12 protein-coding genes are annotated in these 13,030 nt (G+C 38.2%); 8 read left to right on the top strand and 4 right to left on the bottom strand.

The genetic code is table 11. The features are described from left to right. Nucleotides 1-6 precede the first annotated feature (6 nt). The 5 genes from P3U61_RS07155 (at nt 7) to P3U61_RS07135 (ending at nt 6,245) form a co-directional block, all read left to right on the top strand. Complete coding sequence (locus tag P3U61_RS07155) at nt 7-540, top strand: glycerol-3-phosphate responsive antiterminator (RefSeq protein WP_063279110.1); 534 nt, start codon at nt 7-9, stop codon at nt 538-540. A gap of 27 nt (nt 541-567) precedes the next feature. After that, nucleotides 568-1,596 (top strand): S66 family peptidase, encoded by a 1,029-nt coding sequence (locus P3U61_RS07150; RefSeq protein ID WP_063284346.1) that lies wholly within the window; start codon nt 568-570, stop codon nt 1,594-1,596. A 238-nt stretch (nt 1,597-1,834) separates the two neighbouring features. Continuing rightward, entirely contained in the window at nt 1,835-2,650 is an 816-nt protein-coding gene (locus P3U61_RS07145; protein ID WP_014614031.1) for an MIP/aquaporin family protein, read from the top strand. 295 nt (nt 2,651-2,945) lie between these two features. Beyond that, nucleotides 2,946-4,448, top strand: coding sequence for a glycerol kinase GlpK (gene glpK / locus P3U61_RS07140; protein ID WP_014614030.1), 1,503 nt, complete (start codon nt 2,946-2,948; stop codon nt 4,446-4,448). Between the two features lie 126 nt (nt 4,449-4,574). Then, nucleotides 4,575-6,245 carry a glycerol-3-phosphate dehydrogenase/oxidase gene (locus tag P3U61_RS07135; RefSeq protein ID WP_015729065.1) on the top strand — a complete coding sequence of 557 codons (1,671 nt, stop codon included), beginning with the start codon at nt 4,575-4,577 and terminating at the stop codon, nt 6,243-6,245. A gap of 292 nt (nt 6,246-6,537) precedes the next feature. Here P3U61_RS07135 and hfq read toward each other — a convergent pair whose 3' ends face one another. From hfq to P3U61_RS07115, 4 genes are all read right to left on the bottom strand, one after another. Continuing rightward, a complete protein-coding gene (hfq, locus tag P3U61_RS07130) occupies nt 6,538-6,744 on the bottom strand; it encodes an RNA chaperone Hfq (protein WP_014614028.1) in 207 nt (68 codons plus the stop codon). After that, nucleotides 6,737-7,693 carry a tRNA (adenosine(37)-N6)-dimethylallyltransferase MiaA gene (gene miaA / locus P3U61_RS07125; RefSeq protein ID WP_014614027.1) on the bottom strand — a complete coding sequence of 319 codons (957 nt, stop codon included), beginning with the start codon at nt 7,691-7,693 and terminating at the stop codon, nt 6,737-6,739. The genes hfq and miaA overlap by 8 nt, the downstream gene beginning before the upstream one ends. Beyond that, nucleotides 7,680-8,633, bottom strand: a complete 954-nt coding sequence (locus P3U61_RS07120; RefSeq protein ID WP_063284348.1) for an alpha/beta hydrolase — start codon at nt 8,631-8,633, stop codon at nt 7,680-7,682. Before P3U61_RS07120 ends, miaA begins: the two co-directional genes overlap by 14 nt. A 758-nt stretch (nt 8,634-9,391) precedes the next feature. After that, the gene (locus P3U61_RS07115; protein WP_014614023.1) at nt 9,392-9,865 is read right to left on the bottom strand and encodes a glutathione peroxidase; all 474 of its coding nucleotides are present in this window, start codon (nt 9,863-9,865) and stop codon (nt 9,392-9,394) included. A gap of 105 nt (nt 9,866-9,970) precedes the next feature. Here P3U61_RS07115 and hflX point away from each other — a divergent pair, with 105 nt between their 5' ends. The 3 genes from hflX (at nt 9,971) to P3U61_RS07100 (ending at nt 13,012) form a co-directional block, all read left to right on the top strand. Then, complete coding sequence (gene hflX / locus P3U61_RS07110; protein ID WP_063284349.1) at nt 9,971-11,203, top strand: GTPase HflX; 1,233 nt, start codon at nt 9,971-9,973, stop codon at nt 11,201-11,203. Nucleotides 11,204-11,220: 17 nt separating this feature from the next. Beyond that, the gene (locus P3U61_RS07105; protein WP_063284350.1) at nt 11,221-12,468 is read left to right on the top strand and encodes a methionine gamma-lyase family protein; all 1,248 of its coding nucleotides are present in this window, start codon (nt 11,221-11,223) and stop codon (nt 12,466-12,468) included. Between the two features lie 175 nt (nt 12,469-12,643). Next, on the top strand, nt 12,644-13,012 hold the full coding sequence (locus tag P3U61_RS07100; RefSeq protein ID WP_014614020.1) for a MerR family transcriptional regulator: 369 nt from the start codon (nt 12,644-12,646) through the stop codon (nt 13,010-13,012). Nucleotides 13,013-13,030: the final 18 nt, after the last annotated feature.

Below are 13,030 nucleotides of genomic sequence, written 5' to 3'. Positions count from 1 at the left end.
GGCATCATGAAGCCACATATTTTACCAGCCATACGATCAACAAAAGATTTAGAAAAGTTATTGAAAACAGATTATGAAACGTGTGTCCTACTCGATACGCATATCGGACATCTCAATGGCATCATGAAATTAATTAGCCAATATGAGTTAAAACCGTTTATGCATATCGATTTAATTAAAGGTATGAGTCATGACGAATATGCTTGTGAATATATTATCCAAACTTATCGTCCACGTGGTATTGTGTCGACAAAAACAAAAGTGATTAAAAAGGCAAAAGCATTAGGTGTTGTAACAATTTTTCGTGTGTTTATTATTGATAGTCACGCATTAGAGCGCAGTATCGAACTGATTCAGCGGATTGAACCGGACTATGTCGAAGTGTTGCCGGGTATTGCAGATAAAGTGATTCAAGAGATTCACCAAAAAACAGGGACACCCGTTATTGCAGGCGGCTTAATTAACACGCCAGAAGAAGTTGAACATGCTGTCAGTAGTGGCGCTGCTTACATTACGACAAGCGATAAATCATTATGGTAAATGTTATAAAAACGAGGGGGAATTGTGATGATAAAACCGCAGAAATTAAAAAAAGGGGATACGATTGCGATTGTTTCTCCTTCGTCAGGATTGGCTGGTGAACCTCAAGTTCGTTGGCGGACGGAACAAGGGATTGAGAATATTCAAACACTCGGTTATCATGTCAAAGTGATGGATAATAGTTTGAATGGCATCGCGTGGAATTTTGAACATCCGAAAGAACGGGCCGAAATACTTACAGCGGCATTTGTTGATTCTGAAGTACAAGCGATTTTATGTACAATTGGTGGTTATGAGTCGGTGCGCATTATTCCGTTTTTAGACGATGAAGTGATACGTCAACATCCCAAAATTTTCATCGGTTATTCCGACATTACACCTCTTCATTTACACATGTACAAACTGGGGATTACCTCTTTTTATGGACCGGCATTACTCACTGATTTTGCAGAAAATGTTGAATTGGATGCATATACAGTAGATCATCTATTTTCGGCGATAGGCGACACACAACCGATTGGCAATATTCCGACTTCTGATGAGGTGCGCGTGTTCGGATTGCGTTGGGAGGAAGACAAGCGTCATATTGCACGTGAAAAGATGCCTAATGGTGATTATATCCACATTAGCGGTCATGGTACAGTGCAAGGCCAGCTCATCGGTGGATGTTTCGAGTCGTTAGATAAACTGAGAGGCACACCCTATTTTCCGGAGCTCGAACAGTTCAAAGGGAAGATTTTATTTTTGGAAACGTCAGAAGTGCAAGTGGACCCTATGAGTTTTGAGGAAACATTACGTGCATTCGGCTTAATGGGTATTTATGATGTTGTCTCTGGAATTGTGTTGGGACGCCCTCAAAATGGTGTACATCAAGAGGCGTATCATGACAAACTCCGTCTCATTATGAAAGAGTTTCATCAAGAAACACTGCCTATTATAGGTAATGCAAGTTTTGGACATAACGAACCAAAATGTACATTACCTTATGGCGTTCAAGCCACATTATCAGCAGATACGTTATCGTTAAGTATTGACGAAGCTGCGGTAGTGAATTAAACCTTCAATCGTTGTCACATTTAAATCAAAACTAAAAATAATTGCGAAAGTACATTGTCACAGTATAAAAAATATTAATAAATTTGTTAATAGGCTCTAGAGTGTTGACAACGCTTTCACGTCATTGTAATATTATCTCAAGTTGATATTTAGCTAGAGACTAGGAGACTTCTGCTCGCGTTTGAATGTTTTTTCATGCGGATTGGAGTCTCTTTCTATTTAAAGGGAGGAAAAAAGAATGAACGTCTATTTAGCCGAATTTATCGGAACAGCATTGCTCTTACTCATGGGTGGCGGTGTTGTTGCAAACGTCGCTTTGAAAAAAACAAATGGTAACGGTGCAGATTGGATTGTCATCACTGTTGGATGGGGGCTTGGTGTAACTTTAGGCGTGTATGCTGTTGGGCAAATTTCTGGCGCGCACTTAAACCCTGCTGTAACATTAGCGTTAGCCATGAACGGTGACTTTGCATGGGCACAAGTACCAGGATATATCATTGCACAATTAATCGGGGGTGTGTTCGGCGGGATGCTCACTTGGTTAATGTATTTACCACATTGGCGCGCAACTGAAGATAAAGCGACAAAATTAGGTGTTTTCGCTACAGGACCAGCTTTAAAAAACTACACAGCAAACTTTATTTCTGAAATTATCGGTACAGCGGTATTAACTTCTGGCTTATTATACATTGGTGCCAATAAATTTACTGACGGTTTAAACCCACTTATTGTAGGTGCGTTGATTGTTGCGATTGGTCTAAGTTTAGGTGGTACAACGGGTTATGCGATTAACCCTGCACGTGACTTAGGTCCTCGTATTGCACATGCCATCTTGCCAATCACTGGTAAAGGCGGTAGCGGTTGGGGTTATGCGATTGTACCTATTCTTGGACCAATGGTAGGTGGTATGTTAGGTGCTGTTCTTTATCGCCTGGCATTTAAAGGTATTTTTGATGTATGGACAATCGTAACATTGATTGCTTTAGTTCTAACATTGTTATTAGGTGTCGCTATGAATAAAAAAGCACCTAAAGACGAAATTGCTAAAATTTAACGCAATGCAACATTTCAAAAAGATTTAGAAAGAATTGGAATGACGAGGTTTCTATCGCTTTTCGATTATTGATGGAGACCTGGTCATTCTTGTGGAATTGAGAAACAACCGTGTGCCTTATGAGATGTTAAAATGAAGCATACGATGATGTGATCAATTGACACAGAGCCGAATGTTTAAAGAAGGACTGATAACGGCTAAATATATAAAGAACTTTTACTGAAAAACACATCATGAATGACATATAACAAGTTAATAATGACATAGAGATGAAGAGTTGAGAGGAGACAATATTATGGGAAATTACATCTTATCTATTGACCAAGGTACAACAAGCTCAAGAGCGATTCTATTTAATGAGGAAGGGGAAATCGTTGGTGTTGCACAACGTGAATTTAAACAACATTTCCCAAAATCAGGGTGGGTAGAACATGATGCGAATGAAATTTGGTCATCAGTTTTATCAGTCATGGCGTCTGTATTGACTGAAAATAATGTATCTGCAAATGAAGTTAAAGGGATCGGTATTACGAACCAACGTGAAACAACGGTAGTTTGGGATAAAGAAACAGGTCGTCCGATTTATAACGCAATCGTATGGCAATCTCGTCAAACACAATCGATTTGTGACGCTTTAAAACAGGAAGGTCATGAACAAACATTTAGAGATAAAACAGGTTTACTACTTGATCCATACTTCTCAGGTACAAAAGTTAAATGGATTCTTGACAAAGTTGACGGTGCCCGTGAAAAAGCTGCAAAAGGCGAAATCTTATTCGGTACAATCGATACTTGGCTTGTTTGGAAGTTATCAGGTGGTCGTGCGCATGTAACAGACTATTCTAATGCGAGTCGTACGTTAATGTACAACATCCATGAATTAAAATGGGATGACGAATTACTTGAATTGTTAGATGTTCCTAAAGCGATGTTACCTGAAGTGAAACCATCAAGTGAAGTTTATTGTGAAACGATTGATTATCACTTCTTCGGTCAAAACGTACCGATTGCAGGTATTGCTGGTGACCAACAAGCCGCATTATTCGGCCAAGCATGTTTTGAACGTGGTGACGTGAAAAACACTTATGGTACAGGTGGCTTTATGTTAATGAACACAGGTGAAGAAGCGGTTAAATCTGGTAACGGTTTATTAACAACGATTGCTTACGGTATCGATGGTAAAGTGAACTATGCGCTTGAAGGTTCAATTTTCGTGTCAGGTTCTGCTATTCAATGGTTAAGAGATGGTCTCCGTATGATTAACTCAGCACCACAATCTGAAGACTATGCAATACGTGTTGATTCAACGGAAGGTGTATATGTCGTGCCAGCATTTGTTGGTTTAGGTACACCATATTGGGATTCTGACGCACGTGGCGCTATTTTCGGTTTAACACGTGGTACTGAAAAAGAACACTTTATCCGTGCAACATTAGAATCATTATGTTATCAAACACGTGACGTTATCGAAGCGATGGCACAAGACTCAGGCATCGAAGTGAATAGTTTACGTGTTGACGGTGGCGCAGTGAAAAACAATTTCTTAATGCAGTTCCAATCAGACTTATTAAACATTGAAGTTGAGCGTCCAGAAATCAATGAAACGACAGCACTTGGCGCAGCTTATTTGGCAGGTATTGCGACAGGCTTCTGGAAGGATAAATCTGAAATTCAAAGACGTTGGAAATTAGAAAAATCATTCGAACCAGAAATGGATCAAAAAGAAAGCAACCGTCTATACAAAGGTTGGAAAAAAGCAGTAGAAGCAACGCAAGTTTTTAAATTAGACGAAGAATAAGTCGTGTGATATACTTGAGTTAAGTTAATAACTTCACGCGAGATAGTGAGAGACTTTGTTCGTACAACTTGATGAAAGTATGTAGGCGGAGTCTCTCTTTTTTATGAAATTAGGAGGCGAAAGTATATGAGATTATCAACTTTGAAAAGAGATACGGTTAAAAAACGTATGCAAAATGAAGCGTATGACCTGATCGTTGTCGGGGGCGGCATTACAGGTGCAGGAATCGCTTTAGACGCAACTGCTAGAGGTATGAAAGTTGCATTAGTGGAAATGCAAGACTTTGCACAAGGGACAAGTTCCCGTTCAACAAAATTAGTACATGGTGGACTTCGTTATTTAAAACAATTGCAAGTCGGCGTAGTAGCTGAAACAGGTAAAGAACGTGCGATTGTATATGAAAATGGACCACACGTAACGACACCTGAATGGATGTTATTGCCAATGCATAAAGGTGGTACTTTCGGTAAGTTCTCAACTTCTATTGGTTTAGCAATGTATGACCGTTTAGCTGGTGTTAAAAAATCTGAACGTAAAAAAATGTTAAGCAAAAAAGAAACTTCTGCTAAAGAACCACTTGTAAAACAAGACGGCTTAAAAGGTGGCGGTTACTATGTAGAATACCGTACTGACGATGCACGTTTAACAATTGAAGTAATGAAAAAAGCGGCAGAACAAGGCGCTGACATTATGAACTACGCGAAAGTGACAAACTTCTTATATGACAATAAAGAAAAAGTAAATGGTGTTGCTGTCGTGGATCGACTTGGTAACGAAACATTCGAAATTAAAGGTAAAAAAGTTGTTAACGCTACAGGCCCTTGGGTAGACGAAGTGCGCAGTGCAGACTACTCTAAAAACAACAAACAATTACGTTTAACTAAAGGGGTTCATGTTGTTATCGATCAATCTAAATTCCCATTACGTCAAGCAGTGTACTTTGATACAGAAAAAGACGGTCGTATGATTTTTGCGATTCCACGTGAAGGTAAAGCATATGTCGGAACAACTGACACATTCTACAACAACGACAAATCAAAACCACTTGTTAACCAAGAAGACCGTGATTATTTAGTGGATGCGATTAACTACATGTTCCCAACAGTTCATATTACAGATGCAGATATCGAATCAACATGGGCTGGTGTACGACCACTTATTTTTGAAGAAGGTAAAGACCCTTCAGAAATTTCACGTAAAGACGAAATCTGGGAAGGTAAATCAGGCTTACTTACAATTGCAGGTGGTAAGTTAACAGGTTACCGTCACATGGCGCTTGAAATTGTAGATTTAGTTGAAAAACGTCTTAAACAAGAATATAAATTAAAATTTAAAGAAGTTGACACGAAACATATCCCAATTTCTGGTGGTGATGTAGGTGGTAGCGCAAACTTCGAACAATTTATTGAAGATAAAGTGGCAGCAGCAAAAGCGATGAACTTAGATACAGATTTAGCACGTCGTCTTGCTACGAAATATGGTTCAAACGTAGATGACTTATTCGCAATTGCACAAGCAGCACAACATCAAAACACAGGTTTACCATTAGAACTTTATGTTGAACTAGTCTATGGTGTACAAAACGAATTAGTTGTTAAACCAACTGACTTTTTAGTACGTCGTATCGGCGCATTATACTTCGATATCGATACAGTACTTCGCCATAAAGACACTGTTGTTGATGTATTGGCTGACTTACTTGGTTACGATGCTAACGTTAAAGCTGTGTATAAACAAGAATTAGAAGAAGCAATTCAAGAAGCAAGACACGGTCAACATCAACCAGCTGAAAAATAATTGAAAATCAAATAAAAAAGCGTCTGAGGTGGGATGATCATCTTAGGCGCTTTTTCTGTAAAAACAAAAGAAAACGGTCGATATGATAAACATCAACCGTTGTTCTATATTGAATACTCTTAAGATAGTAATGACTTTCTTATGCGAGCGAAGAAATGAATGAAAAGTTGAAGTGGAACAGACTTGTACATCTCTTCCTAATTTGTGCTTGATGCATCAAAATATGTAAAATGATGCCCTCACATCAATTACACATCGTGAGTCAAGCCTGCTCCACTTCGATTAACATGTTTTAGTTAGTACCTTCTAAAAACGTACTAATCGCATGTTTGTAAATTAAATGATGACGCCCCTGAGAGAGTATATCAATTACATATTGGTCAAAATCAACAATTGTACCGCGTAATTGGAAACCATTCGTTAAAAATACCGTCAGTTCTTTACCCTCATTTTTAAATTTTTCTAGGTACTCATCTTGAATGTTACGTTTCTCAATCATGTTCATTTCTCCTTTTATTTATTAGGGGTTTAAGCTCAGATAACATTGAAGTAAGTGACATCTTCTCTCTATCTAACCAATGAACATTAAGTTTATTTGTAAACCAAGTCATTTGTCTTTTTGCGTAATTACGAGAATGCTGTTTCAATAAGGTGATTGCTTCATCTAATGGCATTTCATTTTTAATCACCGGTATTATTTCTTTATAACCGATCGCTTGCATACTTTGACACGATTCATAACCTAATTCAATAAGTTCTTGCACTTCATCCAATAAACCATGAGACAACATCATGTCTACGCGACTATTTATTCTGGAATATAAGGTGTCACGCGACATTTTTATCCCTACTAATAATGTATCATAATTTTCAGTCAATTGGGTACTTTTCTTGCGATTACTTAAAACTTTTTTTGTACTTAAGTAATATGAAATGGCACGTTCCACTCTTTTACGGTTATTCGGATGGATTTCTCGCTGTGAAATTGGATCAAAAGTGCCTAGATAGTCATGTATGGCTTCATTTGTGTATGATTTCAATTTTGCCATTTGTTCAGCAACACGCTGTTCAGTTTCAGGAGAAATCGTTTCACCATCAAACTGATAATCGTAAATTACGGACTGAATATACAACCCTGTACCACCTACAATGATCGGTACTTTACCACGCGTTGTAATGTCCGTGATTAACTGTTGTGCTTGTTGTTGAAAATCATATGCTGAATACGTTTCATCTGGTTTTAAAATATCAATGAGATGGTGGGGGATACCGTCCATTTCATCCGGAGTTACTTTGGCCGTTCCGATATCCATGCCTTGATAAACTTGCATTGAGTCCCCGCTAATCACTTCACCATCGATAGCTTTAGCGAGTGCGACACCGAGTTCCGTTTTGCCACTGGCGGTTGGACCTACAATGGCAACGATAAAGGGTTTATTTTGTGACACCCCGTTCACCTACTTTTTGCTTTTTAATAATTTTTCGACTCATCCAGTCTAACATATGTCGCCATACAGTTTCTTTATCTTTTTCAAATAAAACTTCATGTCTTTTATTTTTGTAAAGTTGTACCGTAATATGATGGATACCGCCTCTTTTTAAAATTTTGCCGAAACGACGAATGCCTTTCCCATTTGCGCCAAACGGATCATCTTTGCCAGAAATGAGTAAAATTGGTAATTCGAGATTCATATCCGCAATATTTTTCACACGTGACGTCCGCATCATCGTTTGGAGTACACTAAAAATAAGTTGATTAGAAACAAGAAAACCAGTGTGTGGATCTTGAATGAAATGATCGACTTCTGACTTATCAGAACTGAGCCAATCACTTGTCGTACGTGTCGGTTTGAAATTTTTATTAAAGCGTCCAGTCGTCATCTGATTGAGCCAGTTCATTCGACGCTTCTTACCACAGACGAGTGTAATGATTTTCAGTAAAGGTAAGTTGGTGATATAATACCACGTTGGAAAATAGCCTGTACCACTTAAAATAAGGCCTTGTGCGGCTTGCGGATATGTTTGTACAAATTGTCGTGCAATGATAGAGCCCATCGAATGACCAATTAAAATTAGAGGTAGATGAGGATTGAATTGGGCTTTCAACGTACTTTGAATTTCAAAAGCATCTTGAACGACTTGTGTCATTGAATCAAAATGACCACGAATACCATCGACATCATAGCCATGCCCTCGATGATTGTGACGAATGACATGGTAGCCTTGTTGATTTAACTTATCAACTAATGTCACGTAGCGATCCATATGTTCAGCCATACCGTGAAAAATATGTACGATACCAACTGCTTCATAATCAGTCCGATCCACTTTCGCTTCAATCATCGTCCCATCAGTCACTGCAATTTTCATAGCTTCTGATTTTACCATTTTTTTCACCTCTCTAGTTCAAATCACTTACTTCAACTTTACCACATCTATCAGTTTGAAACACATTAAAACACACTTGCTCTATATATTACTTCATGAACGAAATGATAATATACAATATAATGAAAGTATCATAAGAAATGGAGAGTTCAGTAGCCAATATCATGCAGTTGTAAATGGGTACAAATTTTTATATTAACCATTGACAATAAGAGAGTAGGGCACCAATAATAAAAACTAAAGGGGCGATGGTGAGGCAAACATTAGCACGACATATTTTACATAGAGCGAGTGTCATTGAATGTCCGGTTACTAACATTCATCTTCAAAAGGGGTTATATTTTACGATAGGATTCAAATTGCAACATGATCGAAAATTTGCTAGAGATTGATTCAAACAAAATGAAATACAAGCGTGGCTGTATAGTCTTATTGTGCCAAATGTTTATGCACAATAGGAAGCATATCGCAAAAGAATGATTACAGACGAAGGAGAACTATGTGAAGTATTGAAAACTGACCGCATCAATAGGATAATCGATGTTTTAATTCAAGTGGATCCATTTAAACTTGTGAAAATTAGTCAACAACATCCCTTTTGGTAACAACTTGAAAGCGAAATAATAATCAATAATCAACGTTCGGTATATCAATTTTCCGATATTGAGAAAGTTTTTAGTACAGATACATGTATCAAACATTAAAAAACATCACTGCTTTCAACGTACATAACATGAAAGCGTGATGTTTTCTTCTGTCTATAATAAATGCTCGATATCTTGCTTTAAATGTTCTGGTGTTTTTTGTGGTGAAAAGCGTTTAACGACTTGACCGTCACGATCGACTAAAAACTTAGTAAAATTCCATTTAATTTTGTCGCCGAAGATGCCAGACTTTTGCGATTTAAGATAGTTATAAAGTGGATGAGCATTGTCGCCGTTCACTTCGATTTTTTCATGCATCGGAAATGTCACGCCATAGTTCAATTGGCAATTCGTCGCTGCTTCTTTACCACTACCAGGTTCTTGCTTACCGAACTGATTACTTGGAAAACCTAAAATTGTAAATCCTTTGTCACGATAAGTATCATAAAGTTTTTGTAATCCTTCAAATTGTGGTGTCAATCCACATTCGCTTGCTGTATTCACAATGAGTAGGACATCACCTTTATATTGTGAGAGTGGGTATGTAGAACCATCAATTTTTGGGACTTCTATATCATATAAATGCATCGTCTTCACCTCTAAATCTAATATAGCACAATTAGCACGTATAGTCTTAATTCACACACTATGATAGAATACGTGAAGATATGTCAAATAGAAAACGGTGATAATATGCGGAAAACGGAACTTCACTCTACTGAAAAAATAAAAGAAACGGCGGTACTGATCGGTGTTGATTTGTATCAGTCGCATTATGATTTTGAAAGTACGATGAATGAATTGAATGCGTTAGCTTATACGTGTAATTTAGATGTTCAAGGGCAATGGATACAGCAGAAAAATCAAGTGGACCATAAATATTATGTCGGTAGTGGTAAGTTAGCAGAGATTCAAGATTTCATTGAATTTCATGATATTGATGTGATCGTAGCAAATGATGAATTGACAACAGCACAGTCAAAAAATTTAAATGCGCGACTCGGTGTGAAAATCATTGATCGAACACAACTTATTCTTGAAATTTTTGCGTTAAGAGCGAAAAGTAAAGAAGGGAAGCTCCAAGTCGAATATGCCCAACTAGACTATTTGTTACCACGCTTAACAGGGCATGGTAAAAGCTTATCCCGTCTCGGTGGGGGCATCGGGACGCGTGGTCCAGGTGAAACGAAACTCGAAACAGATCGTCGTCATATTCGAACACGGATGAATGAAATTAAGCGTAAATTAGCAGAAGTGGAAGCCCATCGAGAGCGTTATCGTAACCAGCGCGAACAAAATCGAGTGTTTCAAGTCGCGCTCATCGGCTACACAAACGCAGGAAAATCATCATGGTTTAATACGTTAACAGCAGCTGACACGTACGAACAAGATTTACTCTTTGCGACACTCGACCCCAAATCACGTCAACTTAAAATTAATGATGGATTTGAGGTGGTCATTTCAGATACAGTCGGTTTTATTCAAAAGCTGCCGACGACGTTGATTGAAGCATTTAAGTCGACATTAGAAGAAGCGCGACAAGCAGATTTGCTCATTCATGTCGTTGATGCGAGTCATGCAGAATATAAAATTCAATACGATACAGTGAATGAAATCGTACAAGAGCTTGATATGCAAGATATCCCTCAAGTCGTCATCTTTAATAAAAAAGACTTATTTACAGGTACAACCACGCCTGTCACACAGTATCCATCTGTATTTGTCTCATCAAAAAATGAAGAAGATATTGAAAAAGTGAAAAACTTACTCTTTCAAGCGATTCAAAAACAATTTGACTTTTATACAGCACAATTGCCAAGCTCAGCAGCGGACCAATTGTATCATCTTAAACAACATACGTTAGTCACAAAATTAGATTACGATGAAGCAACAGATCAATATCACATTGAAGGTTATCAAAAATAATAGAAAGAAGCGGAATCATGACACAATTAACCAAACTTATTGAAGAAGTCGAAACAACTTTAGCCCCTTATTTTAAAGATATCGAAACACGTGCATTTGAAAATCAAGCGCGTGTCTTAGATGCTTTTCATAAAGTCAAAATAACGGAAGCCGATTTTGTTGGGTCTACAGGATATGGCTATGACGATTATGGACGTGACCATTTAGAAGCGGTGTATACTGAGACGTTTAAAGCTGAAGATGCCCTCGTACGTCCACAGCTCATTTCAGGGACACATGCGATTACTGTGGCTTTACAAAGTACGCTTAAACCAGGTGACAGTTTGATGTACATTACAGGAAGTCCTTACGATACGTTATTAGAAGTGATTGGTATCAATGGTAACGGTGTTGAAAGCTTAAAAGAATATGGCATTCACTATCAGGAGGTCTCATTAAAAGCAGGTCATATTGATGTGGAACGGGTTTTAGAGACTATTGATGACACTACGAAAGTGATCGCGATTCAACGTTCAAAAGGGTACGATCAGCGTCCGTCGATTAATGTTGATGAAATCGGTGATGCCATTCGACAGATCAAAGCGCAATATCCTGAAATGATTGTATTTGTAGATAACTGTTACGGTGAATTTGTCGAGACGAAAGAACCGATTGAAGTCGGCGCAGATTTAATGGCTGGGTCACTCATTAAAAATCCTGGCGGCGGTCTAGCAAAAATAGGGGGTTATATCGTCGGGCGTCGCGATCTAGTCGAACGTTGTGGTTATCGTTTAACTGCTCCGGGTATCGGTAAAGAAGCAGGTGCCTCACTGTATGCATTGCAAGAGATGTACCAAGGCTTTTTCTTAAGTCCGCATGTCGTGAGTCAAAGTTTAAAAGGGGCATTATTTACAAGTTTATTGTTGGAACGATTGAATATGCGTACATCCCCACGCTATGATGTGAAGCGAACAGATTTAATTCAAACCGTTTCATTTGATACAAAAGAACAAATGATTCAATTTTGCCAAAGCATTCAACACGCATCACCTATTAATGCCCACTTTAGTCCAGAACCAAGCTATATGCCGGGTTACGAAGATGATGTCATTATGGCAGCGGGGACTTTCATACAAGGTTCTTCAATTGAATTATCTGCTGATGGACCGATTCGCCCGCCATATGAAGCATACGTACAAGGTGGCTTAACATACGAACATGTAAAAATTGCCGTTACGCGTGCCGTTGAAAAATTAATTAAAGTCGGTCTCATCAAATTAAAATAGGTATATTTTACACTTTTGCTAGAATTGACACATCAAAATCGAGGTCTGAATTGTCAGAAATGTTGTGATTTCGGGCTTTGAAACACTCATGTCAGGTTTTCTGACACATTTTTGAAATGTCCATTCGGGTATGCTATGGTTATATCAAGTTCAAAAAGTCAAGGAGATGTAGGAGATGGATAACGATACAATTCGCCGCAACATGCCTGTATTTCCGATGAGTGTTGTCAGTCGTTTAACGGAACTGTCCGCGCGACAAATTCGTTATTATGAAACACATGAACTTGTAATACCTTCGCGCACAGAGGGGAACAAACGGCTTTTTTCTTTGAATGATTTAGAAACGTTACTTTCAATCAAGCATTTATTAGAAAAAGGGTTTAATATGAAAGCCATCAAAGAAATCATGTTAGAGGATAGCCAAAAAACGCTTAATGATGAAGAAGAGCGGTTAAGAAAGCAAATACTCGTAGATACGACGCAAAAACCGCAACGTGATTCGATACCATTGAATCGTGGAGATTTATCGCGCTTTTTTAAATAACTGATACTGGAGGACATT

The sequence above is a fragment of the Staphylococcus pseudintermedius genome (assembly GCF_034042775.1).
Lineage (GTDB): Bacteria > Bacillota > Bacilli > Staphylococcales > Staphylococcaceae > Staphylococcus > Staphylococcus pseudintermedius.
This window is presented reverse-complemented; position numbering and strand designations above follow the sequence as displayed.

What these genes read in the sequence shown, in the direction of transcription:
- P3U61_RS07115 (WP_014614023.1), bottom strand. Translation starts at nt 9,865, where the DNA reads ATGCATTTATATGATATAGAAGTCCCAAAAATTGATGGTTCTACATAC.
- P3U61_RS07120 (WP_063284348.1), bottom strand. Translation starts at nt 8,633, where the DNA reads ATGGTAAAATCAGAAGCTATGAAAATTGCAGTGACTGATGGGACGATG.
- P3U61_RS07105 (WP_063284350.1), top strand. Translation starts at nt 11,221, where the DNA reads ATGACACAATTAACCAAACTTATTGAAGAAGTCGAAACAACTTTAGCC.
- P3U61_RS07155 (WP_063279110.1), top strand. Translation starts at nt 7, where the DNA reads ATGAAGCCACATATTTTACCAGCCATACGATCAACAAAAGATTTAGAA.
- hfq (WP_014614028.1), bottom strand. Translation starts at nt 6,744, where the DNA reads ATGATTGAGAAACGTAACATTCAAGATGAGTACCTAGAAAAATTTAAA.
- hflX (WP_063284349.1), top strand. Translation starts at nt 9,971, where the DNA reads ATGCGGAAAACGGAACTTCACTCTACTGAAAAAATAAAAGAAACGGCG.
- P3U61_RS07135 (WP_015729065.1), top strand. Translation starts at nt 4,575, where the DNA reads ATGAGATTATCAACTTTGAAAAGAGATACGGTTAAAAAACGTATGCAA.
- P3U61_RS07100 (WP_014614020.1), top strand. Translation starts at nt 12,644, where the DNA reads ATGGATAACGATACAATTCGCCGCAACATGCCTGTATTTCCGATGAGT.
- glpK (WP_014614030.1), top strand. Translation starts at nt 2,946, where the DNA reads ATGGGAAATTACATCTTATCTATTGACCAAGGTACAACAAGCTCAAGA.
- P3U61_RS07145 (WP_014614031.1), top strand. Translation starts at nt 1,835, where the DNA reads ATGAACGTCTATTTAGCCGAATTTATCGGAACAGCATTGCTCTTACTC.
- P3U61_RS07150 (WP_063284346.1), top strand. Translation starts at nt 568, where the DNA reads ATGATAAAACCGCAGAAATTAAAAAAAGGGGATACGATTGCGATTGTT.